Raw genomic sequence first — 18,508 nt, 5'->3', positions numbered from 1 at the left:
TACTAAATTCCTGTAGTTAGATCAATGCTTTGACCTTTTTTAAGAGTTATTATTGCTTTTTTAAAACCAGAGACTCTTACTTTTTTTCCTCTGGTTATTTTAACTCTATTCTGTTTGTTAATTATATTAATCTTAGTCACATTTACTTTAAAAATTTTTTCAATATTTTTCTTTAAGTTTGTTTTGTTTGCACCAGCAGGAACTTTAAAAACAATTTTATTTTGTTCTGACAAATTTGTTGATTTCTCTGTAACCATTGGAGACACAATTTTATCGTATAAGTGTATTTTATCCATTTTAAGAATATCTCTTTTCTAGTTCTTTTACGGAGCTTTCAGTAAAAACAACTTTTTTAAATTTTATAATATCGTATGAGCTAAAATGGTTTACATCAGTTACTTTAACATTTGGAATATTTCTAGCTGATTTTTCAATTTTCTCTTTAGAAGCTTTATCTAAAATAATTAAAGAATTTGATATTTCTAATTTTTGAATAATTGCATTCATCTCTTTTGTTTTTTTAATTTCAGCTGAAAAATCACTCAAAATTAATAAGTTTTTGTCTTTATTTTTTTCAGTAATTAAAGATGCCACACTAAGTTTCTTTTCATTTTTGTTTAATTTTCTTTTTTTGTAAGCAAGTTCACCTTTAGGACCATGTGCTATACCACCACCAACAAATATTGGTGCTTTTCTACTTGCGTGTCTTGCTCCACCAGTTCCTTTTTGGGCATAAATTTTTGATGTAGGGCCACTTACTTCATTTTGCTGTTTCGTTTTAGCGTGTCTACCTTTGTAGTTAGCATTAGTTTTATATAAAACACTACTTACCAACTTACTATTAATTTTTGCTGAAAATATTTTATCTAATACTTCAATAGTATCTTTTTTTCCATCAATGCTTATTTTTTCTATTTTCATTATTTTTTCTTTTTATCAGGTGTTTTTTTTGCTTCTTCTGCTGCTGCAATTTTCTCAGATACAGTCATTTTATTTATATTTTTTACAGATTGTCTAACTACAACTTCTGTATTTTTAGATCCAGGAATAGAGCCTTTTAAATATAGCAGTTCATTTTCTAAATCAGTTTTAATAATTTCAATATTAAGCATAGTTCTAAGTCTATCACCCATATGTCCAGCCATTTTTTTTCCTTTGAATACTTTTCCAGGATCTTGACTATGTCCTGTTGAACCATGAGCTCTATGTGAAACTGAAACACCGTGACTGGCTCTTAGGCCACCAAAGTTCCATCTTTTCATTGCTCCAGCAAAACCTTTACCGATAGTTTTTGATCTTGTATCAACAAATTTTGTATCTTTAAATATTTCTAAGCCAAATTCATTACCTTCTTTATAGGTTTCGGTATCCTTAACTCTAAATTCTTTTAGTTTCTTTTTTGCTTCAGTATTTTTTTTAGCATAAAAGCCTTTCATAGCTTTTGTAAGTTTAGAATTTTTAATTTTTCCATAACCAAGTTGTACAGCCTTATATCCTCTTTTTTCTTCATCTATGACCTGGATAACTCTTGCTTTTTCAACTTTTAAAACTGTTACAGGCACTAACTGTCCAGTTTTATAAAATTCTCTTGTCATACCTATTTTTTTTCCAATTAATGCAATCTCTGTCATAACTAAATTTTAATCTCCACATCTACTCCTGAAGCTAGGTCTAACTTCATTAAAGCTTCAACTGTTTGTGGCGTTGGTTCTATAATATCTATTAAACGCTTATGAGTTCTTGACTCAAATTGTTCTCGACTTTTTTTATCAATATGAGGACCTTTTAAAACTGTATATCTCTCTATTCTAGTTGGTAATGGAATTGGGCCTTTAATAGTAGCACCTGTTCTTTTCACAGTATTTACTATTTCTTCAGTAGATGCATCCAAGATTTTATTGTCGTATGCTCTAAGTTTAATTCTAATATTTTGTTTTTCCATAATTACCCTGCAATCTTTTTAGTTACTTCATCTTGAACATTCTGAGGTACTTTTGAATAATGATCAAAAAACATAGAGTATTGTGCTCTACCTTGAGACATTGATCTTAAATTATTAATATATCCAAACATGTTTGCTAGTGGTACCATAGCTGTAATTACTGTTGCATTTCCTCTTTGCTCTTGTGTACTGATTTGACCTCTACGGCTATTCAAGTCACCAATAACATCACCCATATAATCTTCTGGTGTAACAACCTCAACTCTCATTACTGGTTCAAGAAGTTTTAAGGTTCCCTTAGTGCAAGCTTCTTTAAAACAAGCTCTACCAGCTAGTTCAAAAGCAAGGACACTTGAGTCAACATCGTGATGCAAACCATCAATAATAGTAACTTTGTAATCAATCATTGGAAATCCTGCTAAAATTCCATTATCAGAAACTGTTTCAATTCCTTTTTCTACACCTGGAATAAATTCTTTAGGAATTGCACCACCTTTAATTTTGCTCTCAACAGATCTTCCAGCACCTGGTTCTTGTGGTTCAACAAGAAGTTTAACTTTAGCAAACTGACCAGCACCACCACTTTGTTTTTTATGTGTATATTCAACTTCAGATGCATTTTCTAATGTTTCTCTGTAGGCGACTTGTGGAGCACCTACATTTGCTTCAACCTTAAATTCTCTCTTCATTCTATCAACAATTATATCTAAGTGTAATTCACCCATACCTTTAATAATTGTTTGACCTGATTCCTCATCAGATGTAACTCTGAATGATGGGTCTTCTTTAGCAAGTCTTCCCAAAGCTTCCCCCATTTTTTCTTGGTCAGCTTTTGTTTTTGGCTCGACAGCAATTTCAATAACAGGATCTGGGAATTCCATAGGTTCTAGTAAAACAGGTTTCTCCTCATCACATAATGTGTGACCTGTGATAGTATATTTTAGACCAGCTAAAGCAACAATGTCTCCAGCATTTGCTTCTTTAATATCCTCTCTAGAGTTAGCATGCATCAATAACATTCTCCCAACTCTTTCTTCTTTTTCTTTAGACGAATTGTAAATTCCTGTACCAGTTTTAATAGTTCCTGAATAAATTCTTATAAATGTCAAAGAACCAACAAATGGATCATTTGCAACTTTAAAAGCTAAAGCTGAGAATGGTTGGCTATCTTCAAATTTCATCTCCATCTCATCCTCAGAACCAGGTTTGGTTCCTTTAATTGATCCAATATCAATTGGACTAGGTAAGTAATTAATTGTTGCATCAAGTAATGGTTGTACGCCTTTATTCTTAAAAGCTGAACCTGTTGTGATTGGTACAAAGCTAAAATTTAAAGTCCCTTTTCTTATACATCTGACTAAATCTTCTTCTTTAATCTCATCACCATTTAAGTAAGCTTCCATTAATTTTTCATCTTGTTCAACCGCAGTTTCAACTAATTCTGTTCTATATTTTTGAGATATTTCTTTCAAATCATCTGGTATATCTTTGTATTCCCATTCAGCGCCTAGTGCTTCATTTTTCCAAACTTGTGCTTTCATTTTAACAAGATCAACAACACCCGAAAGTGATGCTTCAATTCCAATTGGTATCTGAATTGGTAGTGGTTTACATCCCAATCTATCTCTAATCATATCCACACATCTAAAGAAATCTGCACCAGTTCTATCCAATTTATTAACAAAACAAATTCTTGGAACTTTGTATTTGTCTGCTTGTCTCCAAACAGTTTCTGATTGAGGTTCTACTCCTGCAACACCATCAAAAACACATACTGCACCATCTAAAACTTTAAGAGATCTTTCAACTTCGATAGTAAAATCCACGTGTCCAGGTGTATCAATAATATTAATTCTGTGATCATTCCAAAAACAGGTTGTTGCAGCAGAAGTAATAGTAATTCCTCTTTCTTGTTCTTGTTCCATCCAATCCATAGTTGCAGCACCATCATGTACTTCACCTATTTTGTGACTTTTACCTGTGTAATATAAAATTCTTTCTGTAGTGGTAGTTTTTCCAGCATCAATGTGGGCCATGATCCCAATGTTTCTGTATTTATCTAATGTATGAGTTCTAGACATAATTTATTACCATCTAAAATGTGCAAAAGCTTTATTAGACTCAGCCATTTTATGCACATCCTCTCTTTTTTTAACTGCAGCACCTTTTTTCTCATAAGCATCAAATAGTTCATTAAAAATTTTATCCGACATATGCTTGTCTTTTCTTTTTCTTGCAGAATCTACTAACCATCTTATTGCTAAAGCCTGAGCTCTTTTGCTTTTTACCTCAACAGGAACTTGATAAGTAGCACCACCAACTCTTCTTGATCTTACTTCAACAGTCGGTTTAATGTTGTTAATAGCTTCATTAAAAATATTTATTGGTTCATCTTTAGATTTTGTTTTAATTTTATCTATTGCATCGTAAACTATCTTAGCCGCAACACCTCTTTTACCATCGTACATTATATTGTTTATTAATTTAGGTATAATAGTTGAATTAAATTTTGGATCTGGAACTACATTTTTTTTTGGTTGGGTTTTTTTTCTAGACATTATTTACCTTTTTTAGTTCCGTATAAAGATCTTCTTTTTTTTCTATTAGCAACGCCTTGTGTATCAAGGTTTCCTCTTAAAATATGATAACGTACGCCTGGTAAATCTTTTACCCTACCACCTCTAATTAGTACTACTGAGTGCTCTTGAAGATTATGTCCTTCACCTGGAATGTAAGCAGTTACCTCAAAACCATTTGATAATCTTACTCTTGCAACTTTTCTTAATGCAGAGTTAGGTTTTTTTGGAGTTGTTGTATAAACTTTAACACACACACCTCTTTTAAGAGGTTGCTTTTGTAAAGCGGGAACTTTGTTCCTTGTAAGCTGTTTAACTCTTTTTTTTCTTAACAACTGATTAATAGTTGGCATAAATTTTTATAAAATTAATTAATTTATTTTTAGAAGAAAATAACTGACAGGTTATTTTGTGGCAGCGTTTAGTACTATTAGTAGGTACTACATTCCAACCAAAAACATCGCCAAAATACTTATTAATCTGACTTTGTCAAACTAAAACTTCAAGTATTAAGTGATATTTCTACTGATTTACAGGAGTTTCTGAAGGTTCAGATGTTTCTATTTTATCTTGTTCCGCAATAAAATTATTATCATCCTTTAGTGCTTTTTCGTTCCACTTATTCTTAATGCTTCCAGTACCAGCAGGAACCAATCTACCCACAATAACGTTCTCTTTTAGTCCATTTAATGGGTCAACTTTACCTTTAATTGCTGCGTCTGTTAAAACTCTAGTTGTTTCTTGGAAAGAAGCGGCTGAAATAAACGACTCAGTTTGTAGCGAAGCTTTGGTTATACCCATTAATACACGTTCACCAACAGCAGGTGTCTTACCCTCAGCTACTAACTTTTCATTAGCAATGTCAAATTTTATTCTATCAATAACTTCACCAGGTAAATAACTAAAATCACCAGAAACCTTGACTTCAACTTTCTTAAGCATTTGTCTTAGAATAGTTTCAATATGTTTGTCATTTATAATTACACCTTGTAATCTATAAACTTCTTGTACTTGGTTTACAAAATACTCAGTTAATTCCTTAATTCCCAATACTCTTAAAATATCATGCGGCAAAGGTTGCCCATCAAGTAAATATTCACCTTTTTGTATTTTTTCACCTGGGTTAAAGTTAATATGTTTTCCTTTTGGAATTAAATAATTTGAAGGTTCAGCTCCATCTTCAGGAACAATAGATACTCTTTGTTTTCCTCTAACTTCTTTACCAAATACAACTTGTCCATCATTTTCAGCGATTATTGCACTATCTTTTGCTTTTCTTGCTTCAAATAATTCAGCTACTCTTGGAAGACCACCTGTAATATCTTTAGTTTTAGTAGTTTCTTTAGGAAGTCTTGCAATAACATCTCCAGCAAAAACCTTTTGACCATCTTTAATAGAAAGAATTGAGTCTGGTACTAGATAATATCTAGCTTCATTATCATCAGCTTTTTTAATTACATTTCCTTTTTCGTCTCTAAGAGTAATTCTAGGTTTTAAATCAGTGCTTTTAGACTGTGCTCTCCAGTCAATAACTGATTTAGAAGATATACCGGTTGCATCATCTGTAGTTTCTTGAATTGAAACTCCATCAATTAAATCTACAAAACTTGCTGTACCACTTTTTTCAGCAATCACTGGAGTTGTATATGGATCCCATTCACAAATTTTTGTATTAGCTTTAATCTTGTCACCATTATTAAAAAATAATTTTGATCCATAAGCAACTTTATAAACGGCTATTTGAACTCCATTATCATCTTCAATTGATAGCTGGGTATTTCTTCCCATGACAATTAGATTTTTCTTAGAATCTTCTAAGATATTAGAGTTTAAAATTTTAAGTGTTCCTTCATTTTTGCTAACAATTTGTGAATCTTGTTTAACTGATGCTGTTCCACCAACGTGAAATGTTCTCATAGTTAACTGAGTACCAGGTTCACCAATTGACTGTGCGGAAATCATACCAATTGCCTCTCCAACATGTACAATTTTTCCTCTAGATAAATCTCTTCCGTAGCATGTTGAGCATACTCCCTTTTTTGAGCTGCATGTCATTACAGAGTAAACTTTTAAAGATTTTACACCTGCTGCATCTATTAAATCGCATCCTGCTTCGTCAATCATTTTAGATTTTTTGATTACCACTTCACCTGTAAGTGGGTTTTTAACTTCAGCTGCAGTAACTCTTCCTAAAGCTCTTTCGGATAAACTAACAACAACATTACCGCCTTCTAAAATTTCTGAAAGTTCTATAAATCCTGGATCATCACATTGAATTTTTGTAATTGTTAAATCTTGAGCAACATCACAAAGTCTTCTAGTTAAATAACCTGAACTTGCTGTTTTAAGAGCCGTATCAGCTAGACCTTTTCTAGCACCGTGAGTTGAATTAAAATATTCTAGCGCAGTAAGACCCTCTTTAAAATTAGAAATAATTGGACTTTCAATAATTTCACCTGATGGTTTTGCAATCAGGCCCCTCATACCAGCAAGCTGTTTCATTTGAGCTGCAGATCCTCTAGCACCACTATCAGCCATCATATAAACTGAATTAATTTTTAAACCTTCTGGAGTTTTTTCAGTAGCAGAAATACCCTTCATCATTTCACCAGCAACTTTATCGGTACATTTTGACCAAGCATCAACAACTTTATTGTACTTTTCTCCCCTTGTTATTAATCCTTCTGAATATTGAGTTTCATAATCTGCAATCAAACTTTTTGTATCTTCAATCAATTGCGTTTTACTCTCTGGAATTACAAGATCATCTTTACCAAAAGAAATTCCTGCTTTAAATGCGTGTTTAAATCCTAAATCTTTTAATTTATCACAAAATATAACAGTCGTTTTTTGTCCACAAAATCTAAATACAACATCAATAATTTCAGATACTGTTTTCTTGGGTAGTAATCTGTCAACTAAAGAAAATTTGATATTATTATTTTTAGGAAGTAAGTTTGCTAGTAAAAATCTTCCAGCTGTTGACGTATATTTTTCATATTTTTTATTTCCATTTTCATCAACTGTTTCAATTCTTGATATTATAGTACTATGAACTTTAATTTGGTCAGAAGCTAAAGCAAATTCTATAGCATCAACATTAACAAAATATCCTGAAGGTTTATCCGTCATAGGTTCTTGAGAAAGATAATAGATACCTAAAATCATATCTTGACTTGGTACAATGATTGGCTTTCCATTTGATGGAGATAAAATATTGTTTGTAGATAGCATTAATATTCTAGCTTCTAACTGGGCTTCCAAGCTTAATGGAACGTGTACGGCCATTTGATCACCATCAAAGTCAGCATTAAAAGCTGCACAAGTTAAAGGATGTAATTCAATTGCATCACCTTCTATAAGTTTAGGTTCAAATGCTTGAACACCTAATCTGTGAAGTGTTGGTGCTCTATTTAAAATTACTGGATGCTCTCTAACAATCAATTCTAATGCGTCCCAAACAGCATTTGTTTCTTTTTCAACTAATTTTTTAGCTTGCTTAATTGTAGATGCTAATCCAAGCTTGTTTAATCTTGCATATAAAAATGGTTTAAAAAGTTCTAAAGCCATTTTTTTTGGCAATCCACACTCGTGAAGTTTAAGGTCTGGACCAACAACAATTACAGATCTTCCTGAGTAATCAACCCTTTTACCAAGCAAGTTTTGTCTAAATCTACCTTGCTTACCTTTTAGCATTTCTGCTAGAGATTTAAGAGGTCTTTTTCCAGTTCCAGTTATTACTCTTCCTCTTCTACCGTTATCAAACAATGCATCCACTGACTCTTGAAGCATTCTTTTTTCATTTCTAACAATAATATCTGGAGCTTTTAAATCCATTAATCTTTTTAATCTATTATTTCTGTTAATAACTCTTCTATAAAGGTCATTTAAATCTGAAGTAGCAAATCTACCTCCATCTAAAGGTACCAATGGTCTTAATTCAGGTGGAATTACTGGTACTACAGTTAAAATCATCCATTCAGGTTTTTGACCAGTTTCGATAAATGACTCAACCAATTTTAATCTTTTAATTGCTCTTTCTTCATTAACTTTTGATTTTGTTTCTTTAATAAAGTTAACAAGGTTTTTTCTTTCTAATTCAAGGTCTAGATTTTTTAACATTTCAAGTACAGCTTCAGCACCAATACCAGCCGTGAATGACTCTTCACCAAACTCATCTTGGTATTTAGCAAGCTCTTCCTCATTTAGAAGTTGGTTTTTTTGCAAACCAGTTAAACCAGGTTCGATTACGATAAAGTTTTCAAAGTATAAAACTCTTTCAATTTCTTTAAGTTTCATATCAACTGCCAGGGCTATTCTGCTAGGTAGAGATTTTAAAAACCAAATATGTGCAACAGGTGTAGCTAAGTTAATATGGCCCATTCGTTCTCTACGAACATTAGATTTTGTAACTTCAACACCACACTTTTCACAGATAATTCCTCTAAATTTCATCCGTTTGTATTTTCCACACAAACATTCGTAATCTTTGATTGGTCCAAAAATTCTTGCACAAAATAGACCGTCTTTTTCAGGTCTAAAAGTTCTATAATTTATTGTTTCTGGTTTTTTAATCTCACCAAAAGTCCATGATTTAATTTTCTCAGGACTTGCTAAAGAAATTTTAATGCTATTAAAATTTTGAGCTTCAGAAATCTCTGTGTTTTTAAATAAATCTGTTAATTCTTTTTTCATTTTTAATTAAGCTCCACGTTTAATGCTAATGATTTAATTTCCTTAACTAGAACGTTAAACGACTCAGGTATACCTGACTCAAAATTTTCCTCACCTTTAACAATAGTTTCATAAACTTTAACTCTTCCAGCTACGTCGTCTGATTTAACAGTTAAAATTTCTTGAAGTGTATATGAAGCACCATATGCTTCTAACGCCCACACTTCCATTTCACCAAATCTTTGACCACCTAATTGAGCCTTACCACCCAAAGGTTGTTGCGTGACTAAACTGTAAGGACCGGTAGATCTTGCATGAATCTTATCTTCAACTAAATGATGAAGCTTAAGCATATAAATAATACCCACAGTTACAGGTCTATCAAATTTTTCACCTGTTCTTCCATCCCATAAATATGTTTGTCCTGAACCTGGTAATTTAGCAAGCTCAAGCATTTCTGTAACATTTTTTTCTTTTGCACCATCAAATACTGGTGTTGAAATAGCTATTCCATCTTGTAATGTTTCAACTAAATCTTTGAATTCAGGTTTACTTAATTTTTCAACTTTAGCATCAAAAATCTCTTCGCCATAAACAGATTTTAAAAATTTTGAGATTTTTTCAGTTTTTTCAATTTTTTTATTATTCTCATTAACTAATCTTTTAACTTCTTCACCAAATTCTTTACAAGCCCATCCTAAGTGAGTTTCTAAAATCTGACCAACGTTCATACGACTTGGTACACCAAGTGGGTTTAGAACAATATCAACGGGTCTTCCATCTTCTCTATAAGGCATATCTTCAACAGGAACAATTTTACTAACAACACCTTTGTTTCCGTGTCTTCCAGACATTTTATCACCTGGTCTCAGTCTTCTTTTTATTGCAACAAAGACTTTAACCATTTTCATTACACTTGGTAATAAATCATCACCACTTCTTATTTTTAAAACCTTATCTTCAAATCTCTCGGTAATATCTTGTTTAGCTTTATTATACTGATCTTTAAGTTGAGCTAATGTTGCTTCGTCATTTACATTGCCCACTGTTATTTTAAACAAGTCATTAACAGATAAATTATCAATTGTTTCGAAGTCTAACTTGGTTCCTTCTGATAAATCTTTAACTTTTTTAGTTAAAGAAGATCCTGATAAAAACTGAGACGCTCTTTGTTTAATACTTCTTTCTAAAATTTCTTCTTCAACAATTTTATCTTGTTGAACTTGTTCGATTTCAGCTCTTTCAATAGTAATAGATCTTTCGTCTTTCTCTATGCCGTGTCTATTAAATACTCTTACATCTACGACAGTCCCACTGCTTCCTCTAGACATTCTTAAAGATGTATCTGTAACATCTATAGCTTTTTCACCAAATATTGATCTTAGTAATTTTTCTTCAGGTCCTGAAGCTGAGTCACCTTTAGGGGTTACTTTTCCAACCAAAATATCACCTGCATTTACTTCAGCACCAATATAAACAACACCAGACTCATCAAGGTTTTTTAATGCTTCTTCATTAACATTTGGAATATCTCTAGTTATATCTTCTTCACCTAATTTTGTATCTCTTGCCATAATTTCATATTCAACAATATGAACAGATGTAAATACATCATCAGTTACACATCTTTCAGAAATCAAAATTGAATCCTCAAAATTATAACCTTGCCATGGCATAAAGGCTACAGTTACGTTTTTACCTAAAGCTAATTCACCTAATTTAGTAGATGGACCATCAGCTATAATGTCTCCAGATTTAACCTTGTCACCAACTCTAACTAAAGGCTTTTGGTTGATGCATGTATTTTGATTTGATCTTTTAAATTTTTGTAAATTATAAATATCAACACCTGATTTAGAAAAGTCAGTTTCTTCAGTAGCTTTAATTACAATTCTTTTACCATCAATTTTATCTACAGTTCCATCTCGTTTAGCAACAATAGTAACACCTGAGTCTAAAGCAACATCACTTTCAATACCTGTTCCAACCAAAGGTGACTCAGGTTTTAATAATGGAACTGCCTGTCTCATCATGTTAGATCCCATTAAAGCTCTGTTGGCGTCATCATTTTCCAAAAATGGTATTAATGATGCTGCAACTGATACAAGTTGTTTAGGAGATACATCGATATAATCAATAGTATCTGGTTTAGCTAAAAGAAAATTTAAGTTCTGTCTGCAAGAAACAAGTTCTTCTATTATTTTTCCATTTTTGTCTAATTTTGTGTTTGCTTGAGCAATGGTAAATTTGGTTTCTTCCATTGCAGATAAATATTCAACATTAGTTTGAACAACTCCATCTTTAACTTTTTTATATGGGCTTTCAATAAAACCATACTTATTAATTTTAGCATAAGTTGATAAACTATTAATTAATCCAATATTTGGTCCTTCAGGAGTTTCAATAGGGCAAATTCTTCCGTAGTGCGTCGGGTGAACATCACGTACTTCAAAACCAGCTCTTTCTCTAGTTAAGCCACCAGGACCTAAGGCAGAAACTCTTCTTTTGTGTGTAATTTCAGACAATGGATTTGTTTGATCCATAAATTGTGAAAGTTGAGAGCTTGCAAAAAAGTCTTTTAAAGAAACTGTTAATGGTTTTGCGTTAATTAAATCCTGAGGCATAGCTGACTCAACATCTAGAGTTGTCATTTTCTCTTTAATGGCTCTTTCCATTCTGTAAACTCCGATACGAGCTTGATTTTCAACTAATTCGCCAACAGAACGGACTCTTCTATTTCCTAAATGGTCAATGTCATCAACTTCATCTTTTCCATCTCTTAAATCTAACATTTTATGAACAATGGCTACAATGTCATCATTTCTTAAGATTGTAATTTTATCTGAGCATTCTTGCTCTAATCTTGAATTCATTTTAACTCTACCGACATCAGATAAATCATATCTGTCTGAACTAAAGAACAGATTATTAAAAATCTGAGTAGCTATTTCAATTGTTGGCGGCTCACCAGGTCTCAGCATTTTGTAGATTTCAGTAATAGCCTCATCTTTTGAATTGTTTTTATCGTTTAAAATAGTGGTTAATAAATACGGACCTTTGTTAATTGAGTTTGTTACAGAGATTTGCAAAGAATGTATATTTGCATCTAATATTTGTTGAATCACAGAATCATTAAGTTCTGTTCCGATTGAAAAAGTCCCCTCTTCTTCATCATTAATCTTTACATCTCTGTGCAAAAATTTTCCAAACAATGAGTCTCTTGTCACTAAGATATCTTTTAAACCATCATTAGCTAGTTTTTTGGCATTTAAAAAATTAATCTTATCACCTAACTTAATAACTATTTCTCCAGTTTTAGCATCAGTAACTTCTTCTGAGAAATTTTTTGCTTTATAATTTTCTGGGTTAAATTTTGTTTTCCATTTTTCAGTTTTGGGATCAAATGTATATTGTTCACTTTCATAAAATTCATCAGCAATTTCAGCTTTAGTAAAATCTAATGCCAGAAGTAATGTTGATGAAAAAATTTTTTTCTTTCTATCTATTTTAAAATATAAAAAATCTTTAACATCATACTCAAAATCTAACCAAGAACCTCTGTTTGGAATTACTCTTGCGTTAAATAATAGTTTTCCACTTGCATGAGTTTTTCCTTTATCATGATCGAAAAATACACCAGGACTTCTGTGCATTTGATTAACTACAACTCTTTGAACACCATTGGTAATAAAAGTACCGCTGTTTGTCATCATGGGTACTTCACCCATGTAAACTTCTTGTTCTTTTGCAGATAAAATATCTTTAGTATTGTTCTCTTGGTCTATCTCATAAACAACTAATCTTAATGTGCATTTGAGAGCTGATGAATAAGTTAAACCTCTGGTAATACATTCTTCAACATCAAATTTTGGTTTATCTAATCTATATGAAACATACTCTAAAGTTGCTTTGTCATTTAAATCTTCAATTGGAAATATACTTTTAAAAACTCGATCAAAACCTTTGGTTAGCTCTGTTTCAGAATAAAATTCAGTTAATTCTTTGTAAGAATTTTTCTGTACTTCAATTAGATTTGGAATTGATAGACTCTCTTTAAGTTTACCAAAACTTTTTCTTATGTTTTTCTTTTCAGTAAAAGATAATTGCATCTATGTTTAATAATACTGATTAAAAATAATCAGTATTCGAATTCTTTCTTATTTAATTATTTAAGTTCTACTTTTGCGCCTGCGGCTTCTAGTTTAGCTTTGATCTCTTCAGCTTCTTTTTTGTTTACACCAGATTTAACTTCTTTTGGTGCTCCCTCTACAAGATCTTTTGCTTCTTTTAAACCTAATGAAGTTGCTGCTCTAACTTCTTTAATAACATTAATTTTTTTTTCACCTGCTGATAAAAGCATGATTGTAAAATCATCTTTATCTTCTGCTGGAGCTGCACCACCTGCTGCTGCTGGAGCTGCTGCTGCCATTGGAGTTACACCCCATTTTTCTTCTAGTTGTTTTGATAGCTCTGCTGCTTCCGCAACAGTCAAACTTGAAAGGTCTTCAATAATTTTATTTAGGTCAGGCATAATTTACTCTTTGGGTTGTGTTTCAGAATTTTCTGCCGACAAATTACTCATTTTTTCCGAGTATGCAAGCAAAATACTCACTAATTTTGATGCTGGAGCGTTTAAAATGCCAACAATATTTGCTCTCGCTTCGTCTAAAGTTGGTAAACTAGCTACATTTTGGACACCAGCCTGATCTAAGACCTCGTTTTCCATTATACCACCGATTAGCTTTAAATTTTCGTTATCTTTTGCAAATTTTGAAAGAATCCTTGCAGACATTATAGCGTCTTCACCAAAAGCAACAGCCGTTGGACCTGTAAATAAATCTGACAAATCTTTACACTTTGTCTTCTCTAAAGCTAATTTAGTTATTTTATTTTTTGTTATTTTGAAAATTATTCCATGCTCTCTCATTTTGGCTCTTAAATCATCTAATTGAGTCATTGTTAAACCTTGATAATGAGTGACCATAACAGCTTTGCTATTATCAAACTGAGTGGTCATTTCTGAAATATAATTCTTTTTTTGCACTTTGGTTAACATGATTATATCGACTTCCCTAATTTAACTTTGTACGAAACACCCATTGACGAAGTAACAAAAGTATTCTTAATTAAATCACCTTTTAGAGTATTGTTAGATTTTTCTTTTTCTAATGCATCTAATATTGCATGAAAATTTTTAAGCAACTGGTCATCATGAAATGATTTTTTTCCGATACTCACACCTATGTTTCCATCTTTATCATTTCTTATTTCCACTTGACCAGATTTAGCATTAGTTACAGCTTCTTTTATATTTTCAGAAACAGAACCAAGTTTTGGATTTGGCATTAATCCTTTTGGACCTAAAACTTTGCCTAACTTAGAAAGCTTAATCATCATACCAGGTGTACAAATTAATTTTTCAAAATTTAATTCACCACTCTTAATTTTTTCAATAAATTCATCACTTCCTACAATATCTGCTCCAGCATCTTTAGCTTCTTGGGATTTACTATCTTCGCAAACAACTGCAACTTTAACTTTCTTTCCAGTTCCACCTGGTAAATTAACAACCGTTCTTATATTAACTTCACTTTTCTTTTGTTTGTTATTTATCTGAAAACTTAAATCTAATGATTCATCAAACTTAGTCGTACAATTTTTTTTAACTTCGGATAATAATTTTTCAATAGCCTCAGCTTTTAAATCTTTTGTTTTTTCGGGTAATTTTTTATATCTTTTTGATGACATTATTCTTTTACCTCTATACCCATTGATCTAGCTGAACCTGCAATAATTTTTACTGCTTCTTCTAAATCATGAGCATTTAAATCATTCATTTTTTGATTAGCAATATCTTCCAATTGTTTTTTGGATATTGATGCAACAATATTTCTTCCTGGTTCTTTGGATCCGCCTTTAAGTTTAACCGCTTCTTTTATAAAGTAAGATGCTGGTGGAGATTTAATTTTAAAGTCAAATTTTTTGTCTTTGTAAACTGTAATTTCTACTGGAACTGGTTTTCCAGCCATTGATTTAGTTTTATCATTAAAAGCTTTACAAAATTCCATTATGTTTACACCACGTTGACCTAAAGCAGGTCCAACAGGAGGTGCTGGGTTTGCTTGACCACCTTTAATTTGTAATTTTATAAATCCACTAATTTCTTTTGCCATTAACTTACTTTCTCAACTTGGTTATATTCTAAATCTACTGGTGTTGGACGACCAAATATAGAAACTGAGACCTTAAGTCTAGACTTTTCTTCATCTATGTCTTCCACCATTCCACTGAATGATGCAAAAGGACCATCAACAACCTGAACTTTTTCACCAACGTTGTATTCTATAGCAGATTTTGGCTGAGCCACACCATCTTTTATTTGACCTAATATCTTATCTATTTCTTTATCTGATACTGGAACTGGTATTCCTTTTGAGCCTAAAAATCCACTCACTCTCTTCAAATTTTTAATCATGTGATAGATATCATTATTCATTTCACACTTAACAAGTACATAACCAGGAAAATATTTCTTTTTTCTCTGAATTCTTTTTCCTCTTTTTACTTCAGTTACGTCATGTGTAGGAACGATAATTTCCTCAAATTTATCTGATATCTTAGCTTTTTCTGCTTCTTCTTTAATTAAAGAAGACACTTTGTTCTCAAAGTTTGAGTGTGATTGAACTATGAACCAATTTTTCATTAAATGCTTACCTTAAGTAGTAATTCTAGAAAAAACTTTAAAACTTGATCCAAAAGTAAAAAAAATAACGACATCACAACAGCCATTGCAAATACCATTAAAGCTCCCTGTAAAGTCTCTTTCCATGTTGGCCAAGAAACTTTAAAGGCTTCCTGTTTTACTTCCTGTAAAAATCTAATTGGGTTTCTCATAATAATTTAGCTCTAATTGGCAGGAGCGGAGGGACTCGAACCCTCAGCCTCCGGTTTTGGAGACCGGCGCTCTACCAATTGAGCTACACTCCTATTTATAGAGTTACTCTATAATTTTTGTTACTACTCCTGCTCCAACAGTTCTTCCACCCTCACGAATAGCAAAGTTTAATTGCTCTGACATTGCAATCGGTGTGATTAACTTAACAGTAAACTTAGCGTCATCGCCTGGCATAACCATTTCAGTACCTGCTGGTAATTCTACTTCTCCTGTTACGTCTGTTGTTCTAAAGTAAAACTGTGGTCTGTATTTAGTAAAGAAAGGAGTGTGTCTACCACCCTCATCTTTTTTAAGTACATACGCTTGAGCTTCAAATTTAGTATGTGGAGTAATTGAGCCAGACTTACAAAGAACTTGCCCTCTTTCGATATCTGTTCTTTCAATACCTCTCAATAAAATTCCTACGTTATCACCAGCTTCACCTGAGTCTAAAAGTTTTCTAAACATTTCTACTCCAGTACAAACTGATTTTTTAGTTTCTTTAATACCAACGATTTCAACTTCTTCACCAGTTTTAATAACACCTGATTCAATTCTACCAGTTGCAACCGTTCCTCTTCCTGAAATTGAAAATACATCCTCAACAGGCATCAAGAATGGTTTATCAACATCTCTTGCTGGTTGTGGAATATGTTCGTCAACAGCTTTCATTAATTCTAAAATTGAATTTTTTCCAATTTCATCATCTCTTTTTTCTACTGCTGCTAAAGCTGAACCTTTAACGATTGGAGTTTTGTCTCCAGGGTATTTGTAAGAAGTTAAAAGTTCTCTAATTTCTTCTTCTACAAGTTCGATCATATCTTTATCATCAACTTGGTCTACTTTATTTAAGTAAACAACAATTGCTGGGATTCCAACTTGTCTTCCTAAAAGAATGTGCTCTCTTGTTTGTGGCATAGGACCATCAGCAGCGTTAACTACTAAGATAGCTCCATCCATTTGCGCAGCACCAGTGATCATGTTTTTAACATAGTCAGCGTGACCTGGACAATCTACGTGAGCGTAATGTCTTTTTTCAGTTTCATATTCAACGTGAGCAGTTGAAATTGTAATTCCTCTTTCTTTTTCTTCAGGAGCTTTATCGATTTGATCGTAAGCTACTGCTGTTCCACCACCTGCTTCTGCTAACGTAATTGTGATAGCTGCAGTAAGAGTAGTTTTACCATGGTCGACATGACCAATAGTCCCAATGTTACAGTGGGGTTTATTTCTAACAAATTTTTCTTTTGACATTACTTTTTTACCTCAGTTTTTGTTTTCATTAATAATTTCTTTTTTCTTGGAGCGGGTAAAGGGAATCGAACCCTTACATCCAGCTTGGAAGGCTAGCGTTCTACCATTGAACTACACCCGCACAACCCCAAGAATAACACTCCATGTTACTTAAAAATTTATTAAATGGTGGAGGGGAAAGATTCGAACTTTCGAAGACCGAAGTCAACGGGTTTACAGCCCGCCCCATTTGACCGCTCTGGAACCCCTCCTATTGGGGAAGTGTCCCCTGTTCAATAAAGCTTCAAACAACATGCGTTTTATATATTTTATTTATGCAATTGCAACACGAGATTTAATAAGAAAATATCCAAAAAAACGTGTAAAACACCATTAAATATATGAATAAATCGTCTTTTTTTATCGCTGGTCAACATGCTGTTATAGAAGCACTTAGAAATCCTAATAGAAAAGTTTTAAGAGTGTTTTTAACTGAAGATGCAAAAAAAAATATTCACAGAAAAAATCCAAAAAAAAATGTTTTAGAAGACGTTAAGATTTACTTTAAATCTAAAAAAGAATTAGACAAATATACTTCAAAAGAACAATTGATGCATGGCGGATATGTTGCAGAAATTGAACATTTAGATCAACCTGATTTAAAAGAATATATTAAAGAAAAAAAAAATTGTACTTTTGTTTGTTTAGACGAAGTAACTGACCCTAGAAACATTGGCTCATTAATTAGAAGCGCTGCATCATTTAAAATTGATGGGTTGATTATTAAAGAAAGACAATTTCCAAAAGACAGTAAGCTTATGTACAAATCTGCAAGTGGTTGTATGGAGCATTTAAGTATTTTTCAGGTATCTAACATAAATTCAACTCTTAAAAATTTAAGAGAAAGAAATTTTTGGGTTTATGGATTTGATGCAAGAGGTGAAAAAGATTTTACTGAAGTTAAATGGGAAGGAAAAAATGTTCTACTATTTGGCTCCGAAGGTTTTGGTATGAGAGAGCACACAGGTAAATATGCAGACTTCTTTGTAAAAATTGATATGAATAAAGACATAGAAAGTCTCAATATATCAAATAGTGCAGCAATAGTTTTTCATCACTTAAGTTTTTTAAAAAAAAAGAGTTGATTAA

17 protein-coding genes and 3 tRNA genes are annotated in these 18,508 nt (G+C 32.2%); 1 reads left to right on the top strand and 19 read right to left on the bottom strand.

What is annotated here, in order from left to right:
* Positions 1–2: 2 nt before the first annotated feature.
* From rplW to ACIJYB_RS02895, 19 genes are all read right to left on the bottom strand, one after another.
* A complete protein-coding gene (rplW, locus tag ACIJYB_RS02985; protein WP_435086898.1) occupies positions 3–296 on the bottom strand; it encodes a 50S ribosomal protein L23 in 294 nt (97 codons plus the stop codon).
* A gap of 1 nt (position 297) precedes the next feature.
* Positions 298–921, bottom strand: coding sequence for a 50S ribosomal protein L4 (rplD, locus tag ACIJYB_RS02980; protein WP_435086896.1), 624 nt, complete (start codon positions 919–921; stop codon positions 298–300).
* Complete coding sequence (gene rplC / locus ACIJYB_RS02975) at positions 921–1,631, bottom strand: 50S ribosomal protein L3 (RefSeq protein WP_435086895.1); 711 nt, start codon at positions 1,629–1,631, stop codon at positions 921–923. Before rplC ends, rplD begins: the two co-directional genes overlap by 1 nt.
* A gap of 2 nt (positions 1,632–1,633) precedes the next feature.
* Entirely contained in the window at positions 1,634–1,942 is a 309-nt protein-coding gene (gene rpsJ / locus ACIJYB_RS02970; RefSeq protein ID WP_023648425.1) for a 30S ribosomal protein S10, read from the bottom strand.
* A gap of 2 nt (positions 1,943–1,944) precedes the next feature.
* Entirely contained in the window at positions 1,945–4,023 is a 2,079-nt protein-coding gene (gene fusA, locus ACIJYB_RS02965; protein ID WP_435086893.1) for an elongation factor G, read from the bottom strand.
* A gap of 6 nt (positions 4,024–4,029) precedes the next feature.
* Complete coding sequence (gene rpsG / locus ACIJYB_RS02960) at positions 4,030–4,500, bottom strand: 30S ribosomal protein S7 (RefSeq protein WP_028036888.1); 471 nt, start codon at positions 4,498–4,500, stop codon at positions 4,030–4,032.
* Positions 4,500–4,871: a 30S ribosomal protein S12 gene (gene rpsL / locus ACIJYB_RS02955; RefSeq protein WP_023648422.1), complete on the bottom strand. Its 372-nt coding sequence runs from the start codon at positions 4,869–4,871 to the stop codon at positions 4,500–4,502. Before rpsL ends, rpsG begins: the two co-directional genes overlap by 1 nt.
* Positions 4,872–5,040: 169 nt before the next feature.
* Positions 5,041–9,213, bottom strand: coding sequence for a DNA-directed RNA polymerase subunit beta' (gene rpoC, locus ACIJYB_RS02950; protein ID WP_435152154.1), 4,173 nt, complete (start codon positions 9,211–9,213; stop codon positions 5,041–5,043).
* Between the two features lie 2 nt (positions 9,214–9,215).
* Positions 9,216–13,301: a DNA-directed RNA polymerase subunit beta gene (rpoB, locus tag ACIJYB_RS02945; protein WP_435152151.1), complete on the bottom strand. Its 4,086-nt coding sequence runs from the start codon at positions 13,299–13,301 to the stop codon at positions 9,216–9,218.
* Between the two features lie 56 nt (positions 13,302–13,357).
* Positions 13,358–13,723 (bottom strand): 50S ribosomal protein L7/L12, encoded by a 366-nt coding sequence (rplL, locus tag ACIJYB_RS02940; RefSeq protein WP_435117606.1) that lies wholly within the window; start codon positions 13,721–13,723, stop codon positions 13,358–13,360.
* A gap of 3 nt (positions 13,724–13,726) precedes the next feature.
* A complete protein-coding gene (rplJ, locus tag ACIJYB_RS02935) occupies positions 13,727–14,248 on the bottom strand; it encodes a 50S ribosomal protein L10 (protein WP_435152149.1) in 522 nt (173 codons plus the stop codon).
* A 2-nt stretch (positions 14,249–14,250) separates the two neighbouring features.
* Positions 14,251–14,940 (bottom strand): 50S ribosomal protein L1, encoded by a 690-nt coding sequence (gene rplA, locus ACIJYB_RS02930; protein ID WP_435152146.1) that lies wholly within the window; start codon positions 14,938–14,940, stop codon positions 14,251–14,253.
* Positions 14,940–15,365, bottom strand: a complete 426-nt coding sequence (rplK, locus tag ACIJYB_RS02925) for a 50S ribosomal protein L11 (protein WP_435152144.1) — start codon at positions 15,363–15,365, stop codon at positions 14,940–14,942. Before rplK ends, rplA begins: the two co-directional genes overlap by 1 nt.
* Complete coding sequence (nusG, locus tag ACIJYB_RS02920; protein ID WP_435152141.1) at positions 15,365–15,895, bottom strand: transcription termination/antitermination protein NusG; 531 nt, start codon at positions 15,893–15,895, stop codon at positions 15,365–15,367. Before nusG ends, rplK begins: the two co-directional genes overlap by 1 nt.
* The gene (secE, locus tag ACIJYB_RS02915) at positions 15,895–16,086 is read right to left on the bottom strand and encodes a preprotein translocase subunit SecE (protein ID WP_435086883.1); all 192 of its coding nucleotides are present in this window, start codon (positions 16,084–16,086) and stop codon (positions 15,895–15,897) included. Before secE ends, nusG begins: the two co-directional genes overlap by 1 nt.
* A gap of 17 nt (positions 16,087–16,103) precedes the next feature.
* A tRNA-Trp gene (locus ACIJYB_RS02910) sits at positions 16,104–16,179 on the bottom strand.
* Between the two features lie 10 nt (positions 16,180–16,189).
* Entirely contained in the window at positions 16,190–17,380 is a 1,191-nt protein-coding gene (gene tuf / locus ACIJYB_RS02905; RefSeq protein WP_435152139.1) for an elongation factor Tu, read from the bottom strand.
* 47 nt (positions 17,381–17,427) lie between these two features.
* A tRNA-Gly gene (locus tag ACIJYB_RS02900) sits at positions 17,428–17,501 on the bottom strand.
* 45 nt (positions 17,502–17,546) lie between these two features.
* A tRNA-Tyr gene (locus ACIJYB_RS02895) sits at positions 17,547–17,631 on the bottom strand.
* A gap of 129 nt (positions 17,632–17,760) precedes the next feature.
* On the opposite strand from ACIJYB_RS02895, the gene rlmB reads away from it, so the two are divergent.
* Positions 17,761–18,504, top strand: coding sequence for a 23S rRNA (guanosine(2251)-2'-O)-methyltransferase RlmB (gene rlmB, locus ACIJYB_RS02890; RefSeq protein WP_435152135.1), 744 nt, complete (start codon positions 17,761–17,763; stop codon positions 18,502–18,504).
* Positions 18,505–18,508: the final 4 nt, after the last annotated feature.

The organism is Candidatus Pelagibacter bacterium nBUS_44, from assembly GCF_051200895.1.
Classification (GTDB): domain Bacteria; phylum Pseudomonadota; class Alphaproteobacteria; order Pelagibacterales; family Pelagibacteraceae; genus Pelagibacter.
Note: the sequence above shows the minus strand (reverse complement) of the source record. Positions and strands in the feature narration are given on the sequence as shown.

What these genes read in the sequence shown, in the direction of transcription:
- rlmB (WP_435152135.1), top strand. Translation starts at nt 17,761, where the DNA reads ATGAATAAATCGTCTTTTTTTATCGCTGGTCAACATGCTGTTATAGAA.
- rplL (WP_435117606.1), bottom strand. Translation starts at nt 13,723, where the DNA reads ATGCCTGACCTAAATAAAATTATTGAAGACCTTTCAAGTTTGACTGTT.
- secE (WP_435086883.1), bottom strand. Translation starts at nt 16,086, where the DNA reads ATGAGAAACCCAATTAGATTTTTACAGGAAGTAAAACAGGAAGCCTTT.
- rpsL (WP_023648422.1), bottom strand. Translation starts at nt 4,871, where the DNA reads ATGCCAACTATTAATCAGTTGTTAAGAAAAAAAAGAGTTAAACAGCTT.
- rpsG (WP_028036888.1), bottom strand. Translation starts at nt 4,500, where the DNA reads ATGTCTAGAAAAAAAACCCAACCAAAAAAAAATGTAGTTCCAGATCCA.
- rplK (WP_435152144.1), bottom strand. Translation starts at nt 15,365, where the DNA reads ATGGCAAAAGAAATTAGTGGATTTATAAAATTACAAATTAAAGGTGGT.
- rpoB (WP_435152151.1), bottom strand. Translation starts at nt 13,301, where the DNA reads ATGCAATTATCTTTTACTGAAAAGAAAAACATAAGAAAAAGTTTTGGT.
- rpoC (WP_435152154.1), bottom strand. Translation starts at nt 9,213, where the DNA reads ATGAAAAAAGAATTAACAGATTTATTTAAAAACACAGAGATTTCTGAA.
- rplC (WP_435086895.1), bottom strand. Translation starts at nt 1,631, where the DNA reads ATGACAGAGATTGCATTAATTGGAAAAAAAATAGGTATGACAAGAGAA.
- rplJ (WP_435152149.1), bottom strand. Translation starts at nt 14,248, where the DNA reads ATGTTAACCAAAGTGCAAAAAAAGAATTATATTTCAGAAATGACCACT.
- nusG (WP_435152141.1), bottom strand. Translation starts at nt 15,895, where the DNA reads ATGAAAAATTGGTTCATAGTTCAATCACACTCAAACTTTGAGAACAAA.
- rplA (WP_435152146.1), bottom strand. Translation starts at nt 14,940, where the DNA reads ATGTCATCAAAAAGATATAAAAAATTACCCGAAAAAACAAAAGATTTA.
- rplW (WP_435086898.1), bottom strand. Translation starts at nt 296, where the DNA reads ATGGATAAAATACACTTATACGATAAAATTGTGTCTCCAATGGTTACA.
- rpsJ (WP_023648425.1), bottom strand. Translation starts at nt 1,942, where the DNA reads ATGGAAAAACAAAATATTAGAATTAAACTTAGAGCATACGACAATAAA.
- tuf (WP_435152139.1), bottom strand. Translation starts at nt 17,380, where the DNA reads ATGTCAAAAGAAAAATTTGTTAGAAATAAACCCCACTGTAACATTGGG.
- fusA (WP_435086893.1), bottom strand. Translation starts at nt 4,023, where the DNA reads ATGTCTAGAACTCATACATTAGATAAATACAGAAACATTGGGATCATG.
- rplD (WP_435086896.1), bottom strand. Translation starts at nt 921, where the DNA reads ATGAAAATAGAAAAAATAAGCATTGATGGAAAAAAAGATACTATTGAA.